The organism is Streptomyces rectiverticillatus (genome assembly GCF_013394065.1).
GTDB classification, from domain to species: domain Bacteria; phylum Actinomycetota; class Actinomycetes; order Streptomycetales; family Streptomycetaceae; genus Streptomyces; species Streptomyces rectiverticillatus.
Genome location: NZ_CP040752.1, coordinates 611,464 through 627,957 on the forward strand (window position 1 = coordinate 611,464; position 16,494 = coordinate 627,957).

Below are 16,494 nucleotides of genomic sequence, written 5' to 3' on the forward strand. Positions count from 1 at the left end.
TCGGGCTCAGGCAGGGGGTCCTCGTGCTCAGGCATGGGTGTCCTCGGGGAAGGTGTGCCGGTCGCCGGGTTCGGTGCGCAGCCGGTCGGCGATGAGGCGCCCGGCGCGGCGGCCGTCCCGGACGGCGTAGTTGGTGCCGCGGTCCTCGGGGAAGACCTGTGCCATTCCGGCGAGGTAGAGGCCGGTCACGCGGCTCTGCACCGGGGGCATGACGCGGGTGTAGCCGGGGGTGATGACGGGCTGGGCGTGCTCGGCGCGCCACACGTGATGGGCGTCGACCCAGCTCCGGTCGAAGCCGGGGAACATCCGCTGCAGGTACGGCAGGCTGTGCTCGAACACCTGCTCGTCGTCCATCCGGTACAGCTCGGCGTCGGCCGGAAGGTACTTGGAGAGGTAGACGATGTGCCGGCCGCCGTAGCGGGCCGGGTCGTCCATGTTGGTGTGCTCGATCACCCCGACGTAGGGGAAGGACGGGTCGTTGACGTTGAGCCAGTAGGTGTCGGACAGGGGGCGGTTGTTCTCCAGGACCAGGCAGATGTTGGCCAGGTAGCGGATCCTGCGGAGCTGCCGGAGGAGGGGCGGCACGGAGGGGTGGGTCTCGCTCTGCTCCTCCAGCATCGCGGCGGCCGGCTCGGGGGCGACGGTGAGCAGGACCCGGCGGGCGGGGTGGAACTCCCCGTCCCCGGTGCGCACGCCGGTGACCCGGCGCCCGTCGGTGACGACGGCCCGGACCTCGGTGTCCGTGCGGATGTCGACGCCGTGGTCGGCGAGGCGTTTGCGCAGGGCGGTGAGCAGGACGTCGCTGCCGCCGCGCAGGTAGTAGAGGGTCTCGCTGCCGGAGCGGGTGCGGCTGCCGCCGCGCAGGTGCAGCTTGGTCCACATCCAGGTGGCGCCGACCTCCGCGGCGTGGTCGCCGAACTTCCCCTCCAGCAGGGGCCGCCAGACGACGTCGTAGACCCGGCGGCCGCCGAGGGAGACGAGCCACTCCTCGGCGGTGCGGTGCTCCAGCAGGCGCCAGTCCCGCACGCGCTGGGCGCGCACGGTCAGCAGGCCGAGCCGCAGCCGGTCGAGAAGGGGCAGTGGGGCGAAGCGCAGCAGGTCGAGGGGTTTTGACAGGCGGTATACGGAGTTGGCGTAATACATGCCGGTGCGCGTCAGGTGGGGTTCCATCAGGTCGGATATGCCGAGCCGGGCGCAGAGCCGGAGCATTTCCTCGTCGGAGGCGAACCAGTGGTGGTAGAAGCGTTCGAGGCGGCGCCCGCCGACCGTGAAGGTCCCCGCGAGGCCGCCGATGTCGGGGTCGCGTTCGAGGAGCTGCACGGAGTGGCCGAGCTCCGCGAGCTCCAGGGCGGCGGACAGGCCGGTGAATCCGGCACCGACGACGATGGCGTCCGTGTGCATCACGCGACCTCCTCGACCGAGGCGAGGACGGCCCCGGGAATCGTGCTCCGTATCCGTTCGCTGATCACGTAGGCGGGCCGGGCCTGCCCCTGCCGCAGGACGGCGTGCAGGTACTCCCCCACGACGCCGACCGCCAGCGACTGCGCGCCGAACAGGGCGAGGGGCAGGGCCTTGGGCCGGCCCCGGCGGGTCAGCGCCATGACGAGCGCACCGGCGAGTGAGGCCGAGCCCGTACAGAGGGGAATCCGCAGCGGGAGGGCGGATCCGCTGGTGAGGAAGGCGCTGCGGGAGAGGGCGAGCATTTTCGGCAGGGTGTATTTGGAGGTGCCGGCGGCCCGCGGCTCCCGCTGGTATTCGATGGCGGTCTCGGGAAAGCCCGCCCAGCTGACGGCGCCGCGCAGGAAGAGCTCCCGGTCCGTCAGCCCGGTGAGCAGGTCGACGACTTCCCGGTCGAGGAGGTGGAAGTCTCCGGTGTCGAATGCCACGGGGTGGTCGGAGAGCCTGTCCAGGAGCCGGTAGAAGGCGAAGGCCGATAAGTTCTTGAAGACGGTCTCGCCGTGTCTCGCGGTGCGCCGTGCGGACACCACGCGCCAGCCCTGGCGCCAGCGGGCCACCATTTCCGGGATGATTTCGGGAGGGTCCTGCAGATCGGCGTCGAGGAGGACGACCGCATCCCCCCGGGCCTCTTTGAGACCGCCGAGGCAGGCCGCCTGGTGGCCGAAATTCCGGCTGAACCGGACCGCGCGCACCATCGGGGACTCCCGGGTGAACGTGCGGATGAGATTCCAGGTGGCGTCGGCGCTGCCGTCGTCCACGTAGATGACCTCGTAGCGGACGCCTTCCGCGGGGCGCAGGGCGCGGGCGATGCGGTCGTGGGTGGTGCCGAGGACCGCTTCTTCGTTGTAACAGGGGAGAACGACGCTGATCAGCTGTGTCGTGGGGGACGGAGTACTGGTCTGGCTGGCGGGCATAGGCCTCTCCTGTGCCGGGAGCCGGTTGTCGCCATGCTGTCTTTTCTGCCGCGCATTCAGATACTTTCCCCTTGCACCAATCGACGGTAGCCGACGGCGGAGCGGGCGGGCAAGATCCCCGCGACCCGGCTCCGGGCCGGTGAATCGTCGCTGCCGGAGCGTATTTCCCGGGTGGCGCAGTGCCGGATGCGGCGCCCGCGGCCGGGCCCGAGACTTAAAGCCAGGCCCCGGCCGGACGCAGCCTGGAGGAGGAACGGCACATGCCCTGCGACCCGCGCCCCGCAGCCGCCGCCACGAGCCCCGTGGGGACGGGCCGCCGGGCCGTCCTCGCGGGAGCCGCGGGGCTCGTCCTCGGTGTGGCCGGGTGCGGGACCGCGCCCCCGCGCAACACCATGGGCAGCAGCCCGCCGTCACCGGCCGCCGGCCTCCCCCGCCCCGCGGCCTGGCGCCCCGCCCCCGCGGACATCCGGCCCGACGTGAAGCTGCGCGCCGTCCGGCTGGTCGAGGCCCTGGGCACCTGGGGGCGCGGCGCCGGGGGCACGGAGAAGGCGCGGGAGCGGGTGAGGGCGCTCGGGCTGCCGCCCGCGCTCGCCGGGCAGGCCGGCCCGCTGCTCTCCGGAGCGGACGAGGCCGTCGTGCAGGTGATCGACGCCCAGTACGGCGGGATCCTGGCGGACTCCGCGAGCGTGCTGGTGACGTGCCGGCAGTGGACGCGCAAGGGCGGCGGGCCCGTGGTGACGGGCGGGACGACCGTGGACGTACGCCTCGCGCAGGGCGCGACGGCCGGGGCCCCCTGGTCGGTGGGCGAGCTGCACCCGGCCGATCCGGGCCCCGCCGCCCGTTCGCTGCCGGAGGCGGCGCGCCGGGTGCTGGCCGAGCGCCGGATCCGGCTGCCCGCGGCCGCCGAAGCCGACATCCGCAACGGGGGCGTGCACGCCGGCGTGCTCCGATCGATGCTGAAGCTGGCGGAGCGCTACCGCTACGACGTCAGCATCGTGCGCTCCGGTCATCCGCAGAACGTCTTCGGCACCGACCGGCCCAGCGACCACCCGCCGGGCCGGGCGTTCGACGTGTGGCGGATCGACGACCGGGCGGTGGTCGACCGGGCGACGCCGCGCGCGCTGATCGAGGCGTTCATGCGCGACGCCGCTGCTTCCGGCTCGTACAACGTCGGGGGCCCGGTCCTCCCGGCCGGGGGGAGCCCGGGGCGGCCGTTCTTCTCCGACGACACCCATCACGACCACGTGCACGTCGGCTTCGGCAGCTGACGCACGGCGCGGCAAGAGGAGACCCCGTGACCGTCGAGTACATCCGCTACCGCATCGGCGATCCCGAGCGGCGCGCCGCCTTCGAGAAGGCCTACGCGGCCGCCGCCGAGCACCTGTACGCGGCCCCGCAGTGCCTGGGCTACGAGCTCGCGCACGGGGTGGAGGAGCCGGAGCGGTTCGTCCTGCGGATCGAGTGGACGTCCGTGCACGACCACGAACACGGGTTCCGGGAAGGGCCGCACTTCCGGCCGTTCTTCGCCGAGATCCGCCCGTTCGTGGACGACATCGAGGAGATGAAGCACTACGAGCGGATTCTCGTCGTCAGCAAGGGGAGGGCGTAGGCGCGCTCGCCGGAACAAGCCAGGGGGGCAGGCGCGCGCCCCGAGGGGTCAGTCGACGCAGGGGACGCCGCCCATCTTCACCGGCGGGCCCTGGAAGGAGTCGGAGGAGACGGGGGCTGAGCCGCCGCCCTTGGCGTCGCCACCACCGCCACCACCGCCACCGCCGCCTCCCGGCGCCTTCGAGCCGCCCGGGCCGTCGCCCCGGTGCTGCGGGCCCGCGACCTGCCCACCGTCGCCCTGACCCGCCTTCCGCCCCTCCTTCTGCCCGGTCATCGCCCGGACCAGGGACCTGACCTTCTCCGCGTCGACGAGGTTGACCGCCTCCCCCTTGCGGGTGGCGAACCCTTCGATGGGCAGCGTGTGGAACTCGGCGTTTCCCCCGGTGAGGTTGGGGGCCTGCCGGGCGAAGTCGAGGATGTTCCAGCGGTTGTCGATGACGACGTCCTTCTTGATCACGTCGAACAGCCCCTGCAGCTTGCCGAAGTCGCTCCACACGCCCTGTTCCTTGAGCTTGTGCGTGACCGACGACAAGAACGCCTGCTGGCGGTGGGTGCGGTCGAGGTCGCCGCCGGCCAGGCCGTGCCGCTGCCGCACGAAGGCCAGCGCCTGGCGGGCGTCGAGCTCCTGCAGCCCGGCGGGGAAGTCCGCGCCGGAGTACCGGTCGCGCACGGGGTGCTTGAGGCAGACCTGCACGGGCTGGACCACCTTGGCGATGTCGTAGAAGCCGAGCAGGTTGAGCTCGGCGAAGTGGTCGATGGGCACGCCGAGGAAGCTCTGGACCGTGGCCAGGGTGGCCTCGCGGCCCGCTTCGCGGCCGCGGTGCTCCAGCTCGGCGCCCTTGACACCGCGGGCGGACAGCTTCTCCTCGGCCTCGGCCTTGGCGATCCCGTACGCCTCCTTGATCTTGTGCTCGCCGCGCCCGCCCGCGATCTCGACGTAGTCGTCGCGCGGTATCGAGAAGGCCGTCACCTTGCCGCCGCCGGCCGGGATGTGCATGAGGATCAGGGTGTTGGTGTTGTAGCCGCCGATGTCGCTGGAGCCGGCGTGCAGTTCGTCCTGGACGAACTCCTTGGGCAGGTCGTTGCCGTTCATGTCCTTGCGGCTGTCCAGGCCGATCAGGAGCAGGTTCACCGCGTCGCCGCGCCCCCGCGGTGCGCCGTCGCGCAGGGCGTCCAGGGCGCTGGAGGTGTTCACCCCGCGATCCAGCCAGTGGTACGCGCACCAGCCGACGCCGCTGGTCAGCATGACGGCGGCCGAGGTGAGGCAGATCGCGATGCGGACCGCGCGGCCGGGCCGCAGGGGGCGCCCGGCGCGGCGCCTGCGGGGTGCCGGGCGCGTGGCCGGGCGGGCGCGGCCGGTGCCCGGGGAGCGGGTCCGGCCGTCGGGCCGGTAGGGGTCGCGGCGGTACGGCTCACGCATGGCAGGCCCGCCTTCCGCGGCCGGGGCGGAAGGTGCGCACGGCCAGGACGAGGGCCGCCGAGGCCCCCGCCGCCGCCATGGCGGGGAACGTGTCGAGGGCCCAGTGCGCCGCCGCGGCGAGGGTACCGCCGCCCGGGCCGGCCGGGGCCGCGACCAGCTGGGCGCCGACGGCCACCGCCGCGATCACCAGGGGCGGTGCGGCGAGCACCCACCACGCGTGGGCGCGGGCGCACAGCACCGCGGCGAGGGCGGCGGCGGCCGCGGCGGAGAGGGCGAAGACCCGGCCGAGGCCGGCCCCGCCCGCTTCGTCCGCCACGGCGCCGGCCAGGAGCACCGCTCCCGGAACGAACAGTGCCGTGCCGGCCCGTCGCGTCCGCTTCCCTGGCGTCTCGGTCCGCCTACGGCCCATACGTGCTCCCCATCGGTCCGGCCGCCGCGCCCGCGACGACCTCGCAACTTTCACAGTTGCGCAATATAGCAAGTGTTATTTCCGGACTGCCGCACGGGTGCCGGGCGCGGGGCCGGAGAGGGCGAAGTGTCCACGGCCGGCGCCTCCCGGGAACGTATCGTCTCATTCGCCCGGACCGTACCAATAACAGTGGTTCAAAGGGGAGTTGGCGCGGAAAATATGAATTCCCCGGAAAAATTCCATGTGAACGACCGGATCGCAGAAGGGTGGGCCATGACACTCGACCCCGAGCGCCTCCTCCCCCGCGCCGCCGCGGCGGCGCTCCTCGGCGTCGCCGCGCTCTCCCTCGCCGCGGCCCCCGCGACCGCCGAGGGGGCGATGGCGATCACCGCCCCCGGCCGTCCCGTCCGCGCCGGGCAGGCCCTGCGCATCAGCGGGGACGGCGACGACGACGGGGTGCGGTACCTGCGCGCCTGCGTCCAGGAGCGGGCGCTCGGCGCGGCCGCCTGGCACACGGCCGGCTGCGGCCGGACGGTGTCCTCCGGCTCCGGGGCGACGGTCGAGGCGAGGGTGCGGGCACGGCACCGGGGCGCGCTGCAGCTCCGGGGCGTGCTCTACGGCCTGGACGCACCGGGGGACCCGCATCCGGACGTGGTGCGCAGCTCACCGGTCCGGATGGTCCGCATTCACTGACGGCACGGCCGGTCAGGCGTTGAGATAGGCCAGGACGGCGAGGACGCGGCGGTTGCTGTCGCTGTCCTGCGGCAGCATGAGCTTGGCGAAGATGTTGGAGATGTGCTTGGCCGCCGCGCCCTCGCTGATGGTCAGGCGCTGCGCGATGGCCATGTTGGAGCAGCCCTCGGCCATGAGCTCCAGGACGTGCCGTTCGCGCGCCGTGAGGGCGCCGAGGGGCTCGTCGCGCGCATGGCTGACCATCAGCTGGGCGACCACCGCGGGGTCCATGGCGGTGCCCCCGGCCGCCACCCGGCTGATGGCGTCGATGAACTGGTCGTTGTCGAAGATGCTGTCCTTCAGCAGATAGCCGATGCCGCCGGTGCCGTCGGCCAGCAGCTCCCTGGCGTACATCTGCTCGACGTTCTGGGAGAGCACGAGGATCGGCAGCCCCGGGATGTCGCGGCGGGCCTGCAGCGCGGCCTGGAGGCCCTCGGTGGTGAACGTCGGGGGGAGCCGCACGTCCACGATCGCGATGTCGGGCCGGTGCTCGGCGAGGGCCGCGGACAGGTCCCGGCCGTTGTCCACGGCGGCAACGACCTCGAAGTCGTAGGCCTCCAGGAGCTGGATGAGCCCCTGCCTCAGGAGGAAGAGGTCTTCGGCGAGGACAACGCGCACGGTATCTCCATTTTCGTCACGGTCGGACCGCCCACGGGGCTGCTGATGTCCAGGGTTCCGTCAAAAGTGGCCAGGCGGCGGCGGATGCCGTGCAGCCCGGTGCCCCCGCCGACGTCGGCGCCGCCGCGGCCGTCGTCGGCGACGCGGGCGTGCAGCACGTCCCCCTCGTGCCGGAGCACGATCTCGACGCGGTCCGCCCCGGAGTGCTTCAGGGCGTTGGTCAGGAGCTCCGACACGGAGAAGTACACGGCGGACTCGACCGGCGCCGGCAGCGGGCCGGGGACGTCCGCCTCCACCGCGACCTCGAGCGGGCTGTCGATGCCCAGGGCGCGCACGGCGTCGGCGAGGCCGCGCTCGGCGAGCACGGGCGGGTGGATGCCGCGGACGAGGTCGCGCAGCTCCCTGAGGGCGAGGACGGAGGACTCGCGTGCCTCGCGCAGCAGCCGCCGCGCCTCCTCCGGCTTGCGGTCCATGGTGCGCTCGACCGCCCCGAGGGTGAAGCCGAGGCCCACGAGCCTGGCCTGGGCGCCGTCATGGAGGTCCCGTTCGATGCGGCGGAGCTCGGCCGCCTGCGTGTCCAGCGCGGTGCTCCGGGTCTCGGCCAGGTGCCGTACGCGGGAGGCGAGCACGGTGCGCTCGGCCGGGCCGAGGAGGAAGCGGGTGAAGTAGGCGTGCGCCTTGAGGGCCGGCCGGCTCACCCACAGCCAGGCGGCCAGCAGGCCGCCCGCGGCCGCGAGGGCCAGGAGGGCGCTCGGCCAGCTGTCGACGGTGATGAAGCAGTACCACCGGCCGCTGCCGTTCGCGTCGAGGATGGGCTGCCAGAGGCCGGCGCCCACCGCGAGCCCTTCCAGGGCGTAGTAGAGGACGGCGGCCGGCACGAGGCCGATCATCCCGGCCGCGGTATCGAGGAGCAGCCACAGCAGGTCGCGCCAGGTGGCGGGGTCGGTGAGGATCCACTTGCAGCGGCGCATCCACCCGACGATGTCCTTCTCGAACTCCTGGGGCTCCGGGTGGTAGGGGACGGCGACCGGGACGCCCGCCCGGCCGGCGGCGCGGCGGTTGAGGTTGCACAGCCACCGGACGCCCTTGGTGACGATCGGCAGCGCGACGGCGCCGATGCCGATGACGAAGAGGATCACGAAGTAGACGGTGACGAGGAAGAGTCCCAGGGCCGCCATCGATCCGGCCGCGATCGCCGCTCCGACCACCGTGTCGGCGCCCGCGCGGCGGGCCCGGGCGCGCCATGCGCCGAGAGCGTCGGTCAAGGTCCCGGTCGTCCTCATCAGGATAGGTGGTCTCGGTATCCGCATGCTAGGTGAACCCGGCTCGTGCCCACAATGTGCCTATGCGGGGCGCCCGTTGGAGACGGGTCTTTCCCGGGCGGCTACGGGGGCACCGCCCGGGAAAGACGTCCGTGGGGAACGGCGGCCGGCCGGCCGCCGTCCGGTCAGGCGGGCTTGGCCACCGTCTCGATCGGCGGGGTGCGCATGCCGCGCCAGGACGGCACCAGCGTCGCGCCGAAGATGAGGACGAGGGCTCCCCCGATGATCGCCAGGTAGATGCCGATGGATCCCTCGGGCATCGGGGTGCCGTTCTTGACGAGGCTGTACGGGACGATGGTCGTGGCGGCGGCGACGGTGCCGAGCACGGTGCCGATGACGGCGACCAGGCCGCCTTCGACGCTCAGCATGCCGATCACCTGGCCGCGGGTGGCGCCGGTCAGCCGCTGGAGGCCGAACTCCCGGTTGCGCTGCCGGGTCACCGCCACCAGGGCGTTGATCACGGTGATCGCCGCATAGCCGACGATCATGGCGACGATCGTGTAGTTCGCCGAGACCAGGATCTGCTGGATCTGGTTGTTCTGGCTCGTCAGCGTGGCGCGTCCGGCCACCTCGGCGCCGGGCTGGGCGGCCGCGAGCCGGTCGAGCTTCTCCTGGAGGGCGCCACGGTCGGCGTCGGCGTCTGCCCGGACCAGGATCTGCCCGGGCAGACCGGCGGTCGTGTGCGGGGCTAGGACCGCGGACGGCAGCAGGAGGTACTGCTGCTTGGGGTTGTCGGGGAAGAGCGCGACGACCTTCGGGTCGGTGCGGGTGCCGTCGCCGAGGCGCACCGGCAGCGTGTCCCCGACGCGGACGCCGAACTTCTGCGCCTGCTTGTCCGACAGGGCCACGGTGTTGCCCTGCAGTCCGTCGAGCGATCCGGAGACGGGGCTGACCGCGAGGGTCTTGTCCGCGTCGGCGGCGGAGACGCCGCGCAGGGCGATGCCGGAGCCGCCGTTCTTGCCGGCCTGTCCGTCCGAGGAGACCAGCTCGGAGGCGCCGGCCACCCCGGGGACGGCACGGACCTGTTCGACGACGCCCGGGCCGAAGCCCCCGGCCGACGAGTCGATCACGTAGTCGGCGAGCACGTTCTCGGCGTAGCCGCGTGCGGAGACGCTGTCCTCCGTCGACTGCATGTACAGGGTGCCGGTGGCGATGCCGATCAGCAGGATGATCGGGGCGACGGCGCCCGCCATGCGGACGTTGCGCGTCGCCGCGTTGTGCAGGGCGAGTTCGCCGGAGAGCCCCGTCAGCAGCCGGACCGGCAGGCGCAGCACGGTCACGATCCCCTTGGTGATGCCGGGGGCCAGCAGGGCGAGGCCGATGGCGAAGAGGACGGACGCGGGGCCGGCGGTGCTCGCGAGGGACGGCCCGTCGTCCATCACCGTGGCCGTGACGATCGACAGGATGATGCCGTTGGCGAAGAAGAACAGGGCGAGCAGCAGCCGGGGGACGGTGAACCAGCGGGTCTGCGTCGCGCTCTCGGCGAGCGCGGCGACGGGCTTGGTCCGCGCGGCGCGCCGCCCGGCGAAGAGCGTCGCGCCCAGGGCCGCGGCGACGGCGGCGACCGCGCCGACGGCGACCGGGATCCAGCCCTCGCGGAAGGCGACCGCGTCCGACACGACACCGTGTCCGGTCAGCTGGCCGTAGAGCAGCTCGCCGAGGTACCGGCCGGGCAGGATCGCCAGGGCGGTGGCCAGCACCGACAGCACGGCGGTCTCGCCGAGGATCATCCGGCGCACCTGCCGGGAGGTGGTGCCGATGGCGCGGAGCAGGGCCATCTCGTGCTGGCGCTGCTGCAGCGACAGCCCCAGGGTGGAGGCCACGCCGAACATCACGATGAGGATCGCCCAGCTGCCGAAGATCGACGCCAGGATGGTGACCGTCTTCTGGCTGGCCATGGTGCCGGGCAGTTCGGCGAGACCCCGCCGCTCGCCGGTGAGGACGATGGCGCCGTCCCCCACTTCGGCCTCGACGGCCTTGCCGAGTGCGGCCGTGCTCGTGCCCGGCGCGGGCAGCACGCCGATGGAGTCGATCTTCCCGTCGGTCGCGGCCAGCCGCAGGGCCTCGGCGCCGGAGAAGAACACGGCCGGATCCGTGCTGCTGCCGCCCTTGCTCTCCACGACGCCGGTGACCACGTACTTCCGGGTGGTGCCGTGTGCGGCCAGGTCGACGCTCGAGCCGACGGAGGCTCCCGAGCGGGCGGCCAGGCCGGAGTCGAGGACGACCTCGCCGTTGCGGGCGGGGGCCGCGCCCTGCGTGAGGGCGTACGGGGTCAGCCGGGCGCTGTCCCAGTTGTGCCCGGCGGAACCGGAGCCGCCGGCGACCGGCTTCCCGCCGGTGAGCACGGTCGCGGGAAAGGACACGTCGGCGACGGCCTGCCGGACCCCGGGCACCGAGCGGACGGTGTCGAGCAGGGCGGGGTCGATGCGGTTGCGCTCGCTGAGCGCGGTGCCGTCGTGCTTCTGCTGGCCCGTCACCACGATCGGTGCGGCGGCGAGCCGCTGCGGCGGTGCGGCCATCCGGATGCCGGTCTCGAGGAGACCGCCGCAGCCCATGACGATCGCGGCGCCGAGGAACATCGCGAGGAAGGTGGCGATGAACCCCGTCTTACGGAACTTCAGCGTACGGAAGACCAGGGCCCACATCAGTGCAGACCTCCGGCCACCGTCGCGGACGGCTCGCGGGTCTCGTCGTCCCAGGCGCCCAGGCGCGTCATCCGGGCGGCGACCGCTTCGGCGGTCGGCCGGTGCAGCTCGCCGACGAACCGTCCGTCCGCGAGGAAGACCACGCGGTCGGCGTACGAGGCGGCCACGGGGTCGTGGGTGACCATCACCAGGGTCTGGCCGATGGCGGAGACCGACTCGCGCAGCAGGGCGAGCACCGCGGCGGCGGTCCGGGTGTCCAGGGCGCCGGTGGGCTCGTCGGCGAAGATGACGTCGGGCCGGGTGACCAGGGCGCGGGCGATGGCCACGCGCTGCTGCTGGCCGCCGGAGAGCTGGCCCGGCAGGTGGTTGATCCGCTCGGCCAGGCCGACCCGGTTGACCACCATGAGGATCTGGTTCTTGTTCGGGCGCTTACCGGCGAGCTTCAGCGGCAGCATGATGTTCTGCATCACGGTCAGCGCGGGCAGCAGGTTGAAGGACTGGAAGATGAAGCCGATGCGGTCGCGGCGCAGCTTGGTCAGCTGCACCTCGTCCAGCCCGGCGAGGTCCACGTCGCCGACCGTCACCGAGCCCGACGTGGGCTGGTCGAGGCCCGCGGCGCAGTGCAGGAAGGTGCTCTTCCCGGAGCCCGACGGGCCCATCACGGCGGTGAAGGTGCCGGTGCCGAAGGACATGCTCAATTCCTTGAGCGCGGCCACCTCGTTGTCGCCCTTGCCGTAGATCTTCCGGACCGCTTCCAGCCGCACTGCCGTCGTTGATCGCACGTCTTCTCGTGTGTGCACCGAGACCCCCCACCGGACTGTCACGCACCCCGCGTGATCTGCAAACAACGCTAGGAGCCGGGCGGGTTCGAAAGAATGACGCTGAAGGGTGTCTTGGGAGTAGAGGTTTCTCCACCTCCCGGCACCCGTTTCCTCCTTCTTCCGGTTCAGTCAGCCCGGTTCCGCCGGGAGGCGACCGTCTGTAGCGTCGACAGCGATGCGGGCCGCCGCACGGGCGGTGCGGACCCACGAGGGCGCCCGTCCAGGTTGCGTCCCAGCCGGGAGGATCCATGGTGTTGCATTCGATTCGCCGAACGGCCCGCCGCCTCGGCGGTGAACAGCCGCCGGAGAAGACGGCGGTGGAGGGCTTACGGGCCGAGCCGGATCTGATGGCCAGGGTCCTGCCCGACGGCCGGCTGGACCTGTTCTCGCCGCGCACGGGCATCCGGCACCGGTGCGGGCCGCTGGGCACGTCGATGTGGATCGCCCTGCAGCAGAACGACTGGGACCCCGGGCGTGCGGCAGCGGAGCTCGCCCCGCTGCGGGGCGGCGACGAGGAAGGGATCCGCGCCGAACTCAACGGATGGGTGGGCGAGTTCCTGGCCGCGGGCCTGCTGACGCTCCGGCCGCGCTGACGCACACCGGCGTTGGTCCGGCACCGCGGATCGCGGTGCCGGACCGACGCCGGACAACGCCGGTGACGTTTCGTCAGATATGGGTGGCGGGTCAGTCGCCGAGGGAAGGCAGCCAGGCGTCCACGGCCGCGGCGGTGGAGGCGGCCGACTCCTCCAGGATCGTGAAGTGGTTGCCCGGCACCTCCCGCAGCACGTGCTCGCCGTCCCACGTGGCACGCCAGTCGTCCGTCCCCGCTCCGGTCGCGAACGACTCCGCCGGCCGGACGAAGAGCACGGGCGCGGACAGCGCACCGGGCATGCAGTCGGTGATGAGGTCGCTGTAGCGGCTCATCGCGGCGAGCCGGGCGGCGCTGAACCGGCCGAAGGAGGACTCCCGGTCCAGCATGCCCATGAACATCTGCCGCCAGAGCTCGTCCTTGCCGTCGTCGCCGGGCAGATAGGTGTCCAGCAGGACGACGGCCAGCGCCGGGGTGCCCGCCTTCTCCAGCACCTCCGCGGTCGCGTGGGCGAACTGCCCGCCGGAGGAGTAGCCCACCAGGACGAAGGGCTCGCCCGCGGCGGCGGTGCGCACCTCTTCGGCGAACACCTCGATGGCCGCGTCGACCGACAGGGGCAGGGCGTCGCCCTTGCCGAAGCCCGGCACGGCGGGCACGACGACTTCCCGGCGGCCCCGGAAGCGGGCCGCGAAGCGCGCGTACTGCTGGGCGCCGCCGAGCGCCATCGGCGAGGGGAAACAGATCAGCTTGGGGCCGTCGCCGCCCTGCGCGAGGCGTACGGACGGCTCGAGCCCGCCCAGTTCGGCCGCGGAGGAGAAGCCGGGCAGGATCTCGGCGACGGCGTTGAGCAGGGCCATCCCCTTCATCATGTCCCCGCCGGCCGCCGCGCGGCGCAGCAGGCCACCTATCGACTCGGACTCCGCGGCCTCATCGGTGTCGGGCGCCCGCCCGCCATCGGCGAGCATGGTGCGCAGATGGGCGGCGAGCGCAGCCGGGGTGCCGTGCTCGAAGACGACTCCGGCCGGCAGCGTCAGCCCGGTCGCGCCGGCGAGCGCGTGCCGCAGTTCCGTGGCCGACACCGAGTCCATCCCGGTCTCCAGGAACCCGGTCTCCGGGTCGACCTCATCGGGTCCGGTGTGGCCGAGCACGGCGGCCGTGCGGGCCCGTACGAGACCGGTCAGCAGTTCCTCCTGCCCGGCCGGGGAGGCGGCGGCCAGCCGGTCGTGCAGGGGCTCCGCGGCGGGCTCCGGTCCGGGGTCCGTGAGCGGGCCGAAGGTCAGCGGGACGTCCGCGGCGAGCCAGTAGCGCCGGCGCCGGAAGGCGTACGCGGGCAGGGGCGTCGTCGCGGCCCCGGGGAACAGGGCCTGCCAGCCGGGGGCGAGGCCGTCCACGTACAGCCGTGCCAGGCCCTGGGCCAGGGTTGTCGTCTCGGGGCCGCGGCGCCGTCCGAGAGGAATGAAAGACCCGTCCGGGACGCTCTCCCGGGCCATGCCGGTCAGGACGGCGTCGGGCCCCAGCTCGACGAAGCGGCGCGCGCCGGCGGCGGCGAGGGCCCGTACGCCCGCCGCGAAGCGGACCGGCTCGCGCACGTGGCGGACCCAGTACGCGGGGTCGCGCAGGAGGTCCTTGCCGGCGAGCTCTCCGGTCAGGTTCGACACGACGGGGATACGCGGCTCGTGGTACGTCACGCTCTCGGCGACCGTACGGAAGTCGGCCAGCATGCCGTCCATGAGCGGCGAGTGGAAGGCGTGCGAGACCTTGAGCCGCTTGGTCCGCCCGAAGCCCTCCGCGATATGGAGCACCTCGCCGAGCTCACCGGAGATCACCACGGAGTCGGGGCCGTTGACGGCCGCCAGGCCCACCCGGTCCGTCAGCAGCGGGCGGATCTCCTCCTCGGTGGCCCGCACGGCGACCATCGCACCGCCCTCGGGCAGGGCCTGCATCAGGCGCCCGCGGGCCGCCACGAGGGTGCAGGCGTCCTGAAGGGAGAGGACGCCCGCGACATGGGCGGCCACCAGCTCGCCGATCGAGTGCCCGGCGACGAGGTCCGGGCGGATGCCCCACGACTCCAGCAGCCGGAACAGGGCGACCTCGTAGGCGAAGAGGCCGGTCTGCGCGTAGAGGGTGAGGTCGGCCCGGTCGGCGTCCGTGCCGAAGAGGACGCCGGACAGACCGACGTCCAGGGCCTCGTCCACCTCGTCGAAGGCGTCGGCGAACACCGGGTGGGCCGCCCGCAGTCCGGCGCCCATCCCGAGCCGCTGCGCGCCCTGCCCGGTGAAGAGGAAGGCCGTGCGCCCGCCCTTGCGCGCCGTACCCCGGACCGCGGCGGGCGAGCTCTCGCCCGCGGCCAGGGCGCGCAGGCCGAGGAGGAGCTGCTCGCGGTCGGTGCCGACGACGGCGGCCCGGTCGGCGAAGGCGGCCCGCCGGGTGCCCAGCGACCGGGCCACGGCAGCCGGTTCGAGCTCCGGCCGCTGCTCCAGGAAGGCGTGGAGCCGCTCGGCCTGGGCGGGCAGGGCCTGCTGCCCGCGGGCGGACAGCGGCCAGACGACGACGGGCGGTACGAGGCCGGGCTCCGGCTGCTCCGCCGCCGGACCGTCCTCGGCGGGCGCCTGCTCGATGATGGTGTGGGCATTGGTGCCGCTGATGCCGAAGGAGGAGATCCCGGCCCGGCGGGGGCGGCCGGTGTCCGGCCACTCCTCCGGCTGCGTCAGCAGCTCCACACTGCCGGCCGACCAGTCGACCTGCGTCGACGGCTCGCCCACGTGCAGGGTCCTGGGCAGGACACCGTGGCGCATCGCCTGCACCATCTTGATCACTCCGGCGACGCCCGCGGCGGCCTGCGTATGGCCGATGTTGGACTTCACGGAGCCCAGCCACAGCGGACGGCCCTCCGGCCGGTCCTGTCCGTACGTGGCGAGCAGCGCCTGGGCCTCGATCGGATCGCCGAGCGTGGTGCCGGTGCCGTGCGCCTCCACCGCATCCACATCGGACGGCGAAAGCCCCGCGCTCTCCAGCGCCTGCCGGATCACCCGCTGCTGGGAGGGGCCGTTCGGGGCCGTCAGGCCGTTGGACGCACCGTCCTGGTTGACGGCGCTGCCCCGTACGACGGCCAGCACCTCGTGCCCGTTGCGCCGCGCGTCCGACAACCGTTCCACGACGAGGACGCCGACGCCCTCGGCGAATCCTGTGCCGTCCGCGCCGTCGGCGAAGGACTTGCAGCGGCCGTCGGGCGAGAGCGCTCCTTGCCTGCTGAACTCGACGAACGTGCCCGGCGAGGCCATGACCGTGACCCCGCCGGCCAGCGCCAGGGTGCACTCGCCCTGGCGCAGGGACTGGGCGGCCAGGTGGAGGGCGACGAGGGAGGACGAGCAGGCGGTGTCGATCGACAGCGTCGGCCCCTCCAGACCCAGCGTGTACGCCACCCGCCCCGACACGATGCTGCCCGACCCGAAGCTGCCGAAGTAATCGTGGTACATCACCCCCGCGAACACACCCGTCCGGCTCCCCTTCAGCGAACCCGGATCAATACCCGCACTCTCCAGCGCCTCCCACGAACCCTCCAGCAACAACCGCTGCTGAGGATCCATCAACAACGCCTCACGCGGACTGATCCCGAAGAACCCCGCATCGAACTCCCCCGCATCGTGCAGGAACCCGCCCTCGGCGGTGTAGCTCCTGCCCTCGACGCCGGGTTGCGGGTCGTGGAGGGCGGGATCCCAGCCGCGGTCGGCGGGGAAGCCGGTGATGCCGTCCCCGCCCTCCGCGACCAGGTCCCACAGCTCCTCCGGCGAGCGCACGCCGCCCGGGTACCGGCACGCCATCCCCACGATCGCGATCGGCTCCCGCAGCGCGGCGGTCAGCTTGCGGTTCCGTTCCCGCAGCCGGTCGGCCTCCTTGAGCGAAGCGCGGAGCGCTTCGACCATCCGGGCGTCCGGTTTCTCGGGCTGAGCCACGTTCC

13 protein-coding genes are annotated in these 16,494 nt (G+C 73.0%); 4 read left to right on the plus strand and 9 right to left on the minus strand.

Annotated elements, in window-relative coordinates; translation table 11 throughout:
- Nucleotides 1–27: 27 nt before the first annotated feature.
- On the minus strand, nucleotides 28–1,401 hold the full coding sequence (locus FGW37_RS02490) for an NAD(P)/FAD-dependent oxidoreductase (protein ID WP_179084461.1): 1,374 nt from the start codon (nucleotides 1,399–1,401) through the stop codon (nucleotides 28–30).
- Nucleotides 1,401–2,372 carry a glycosyltransferase family 2 protein gene (locus FGW37_RS02495; protein WP_179079539.1) on the minus strand — a complete coding sequence of 324 codons (972 nt, stop codon included), beginning with the start codon at nucleotides 2,370–2,372 and terminating at the stop codon, nucleotides 1,401–1,403. Before FGW37_RS02495 ends, FGW37_RS02490 begins: the two co-directional genes overlap by 1 nt.
- A 260-nt stretch (nucleotides 2,373–2,632) precedes the next feature.
- Between FGW37_RS02495 and FGW37_RS02500 the strand changes: the two genes are divergently transcribed.
- Nucleotides 2,633–3,640 (plus strand): hypothetical protein, encoded by a 1,008-nt coding sequence (locus FGW37_RS02500; RefSeq protein WP_179079540.1) that lies wholly within the window; start codon nucleotides 2,633–2,635, stop codon nucleotides 3,638–3,640.
- Between the two features lie 26 nt (nucleotides 3,641–3,666).
- On the plus strand, nucleotides 3,667–3,981 hold the full coding sequence (locus FGW37_RS02505; RefSeq protein WP_179079541.1) for a putative quinol monooxygenase: 315 nt from the start codon (nucleotides 3,667–3,669) through the stop codon (nucleotides 3,979–3,981).
- A gap of 48 nt (nucleotides 3,982–4,029) precedes the next feature.
- On the opposite strand, the gene FGW37_RS02510 is transcribed toward FGW37_RS02505, so the two are convergent.
- The gene (locus FGW37_RS02510; protein WP_179079542.1) at nucleotides 4,030–5,400 is read right to left on the minus strand and encodes an LCP family protein; all 1,371 of its coding nucleotides are present in this window, start codon (nucleotides 5,398–5,400) and stop codon (nucleotides 4,030–4,032) included.
- Nucleotides 5,393–5,809, minus strand: a complete 417-nt coding sequence (locus FGW37_RS02515; RefSeq protein WP_179079543.1) for a DUF6542 domain-containing protein — start codon at nucleotides 5,807–5,809, stop codon at nucleotides 5,393–5,395. The genes FGW37_RS02510 and FGW37_RS02515 overlap by 8 nt, the downstream gene beginning before the upstream one ends.
- 273 nt (nucleotides 5,810–6,082) lie before the next feature.
- Between FGW37_RS02515 and FGW37_RS02520 the strand changes: the two genes are divergently transcribed.
- Nucleotides 6,083–6,502 carry a hypothetical protein gene (locus FGW37_RS02520; RefSeq protein WP_179079544.1) on the plus strand — a complete coding sequence of 140 codons (420 nt, stop codon included), beginning with the start codon at nucleotides 6,083–6,085 and terminating at the stop codon, nucleotides 6,500–6,502.
- Between the two features lie 12 nt (nucleotides 6,503–6,514).
- On the opposite strand, the gene FGW37_RS02525 is transcribed toward FGW37_RS02520, so the two are convergent.
- The 4 genes from FGW37_RS02525 to FGW37_RS02540 form a co-directional block, all read right to left on the minus strand.
- Nucleotides 6,515–7,159, minus strand: a complete 645-nt coding sequence (locus tag FGW37_RS02525; protein WP_058041692.1) for a response regulator — start codon at nucleotides 7,157–7,159, stop codon at nucleotides 6,515–6,517.
- A complete protein-coding gene (locus FGW37_RS02530) occupies nucleotides 7,123–8,442 on the minus strand; it encodes a sensor histidine kinase (protein WP_179079545.1) in 1,320 nt (439 codons plus the stop codon). The genes FGW37_RS02525 and FGW37_RS02530 overlap by 37 nt, the downstream gene beginning before the upstream one ends.
- Nucleotides 8,443–8,606: 164 nt before the next feature.
- Entirely contained in the window at nucleotides 8,607–11,126 is a 2,520-nt protein-coding gene (locus tag FGW37_RS02535) for an FtsX-like permease family protein (RefSeq protein ID WP_179079546.1), read from the minus strand.
- Nucleotides 11,126–11,926: an ABC transporter ATP-binding protein gene (locus FGW37_RS02540; protein WP_179079547.1), complete on the minus strand. Its 801-nt coding sequence runs from the start codon at nucleotides 11,924–11,926 to the stop codon at nucleotides 11,126–11,128. The genes FGW37_RS02535 and FGW37_RS02540 overlap by 1 nt, the downstream gene beginning before the upstream one ends.
- A 269-nt stretch (nucleotides 11,927–12,195) precedes the next feature.
- On the opposite strand from FGW37_RS02540, the gene FGW37_RS02545 reads away from it, so the two are divergent.
- Nucleotides 12,196–12,540, plus strand: a complete 345-nt coding sequence (locus tag FGW37_RS02545; protein ID WP_246430225.1) for a PqqD family protein — start codon at nucleotides 12,196–12,198, stop codon at nucleotides 12,538–12,540.
- Between the two features lie 91 nt (nucleotides 12,541–12,631).
- Here the strand turns inward: FGW37_RS02545 and FGW37_RS02550 are convergent, their stop codons facing one another.
- A complete protein-coding gene (locus FGW37_RS02550; protein WP_246430226.1) occupies nucleotides 12,632–16,489 on the minus strand; it encodes a type I polyketide synthase in 3,858 nt (1,285 codons plus the stop codon).
- Nucleotides 16,490–16,494 lie beyond the last annotated feature (5 nt).

Excerpts from the sequence above, each read along its gene's own strand:
- FGW37_RS02490 (WP_179084461.1), bottom strand. The coding sequence starts at position 1,401 with ATGCACACGGACGCCATCGTCGTCGGTGCCGGATTCACCGGCCTGTCC.
- FGW37_RS02530 (WP_179079545.1), bottom strand. The coding sequence starts at position 8,442 with ATGAGGACGACCGGGACCTTGACCGACGCTCTCGGCGCATGGCGCGCC.
- FGW37_RS02495 (WP_179079539.1), bottom strand. The coding sequence starts at position 2,372 with ATGCCCGCCAGCCAGACCAGTACTCCGTCCCCCACGACACAGCTGATC.
- FGW37_RS02535 (WP_179079546.1), bottom strand. The coding sequence starts at position 11,126 with ATGTGGGCCCTGGTCTTCCGTACGCTGAAGTTCCGTAAGACGGGGTTC.
- FGW37_RS02520 (WP_179079544.1), top strand. The coding sequence starts at position 6,083 with ATGACACTCGACCCCGAGCGCCTCCTCCCCCGCGCCGCCGCGGCGGCG.
- FGW37_RS02510 (WP_179079542.1), bottom strand. The coding sequence starts at position 5,400 with ATGCGTGAGCCGTACCGCCGCGACCCCTACCGGCCCGACGGCCGGACC.
- FGW37_RS02500 (WP_179079540.1), top strand. The coding sequence starts at position 2,633 with ATGCCCTGCGACCCGCGCCCCGCAGCCGCCGCCACGAGCCCCGTGGGG.
- FGW37_RS02515 (WP_179079543.1), bottom strand. The coding sequence starts at position 5,809 with ATGGGCCGTAGGCGGACCGAGACGCCAGGGAAGCGGACGCGACGGGCC.
- FGW37_RS02545 (WP_246430225.1), top strand. The coding sequence starts at position 12,196 with ATGGTGTTGCATTCGATTCGCCGAACGGCCCGCCGCCTCGGCGGTGAA.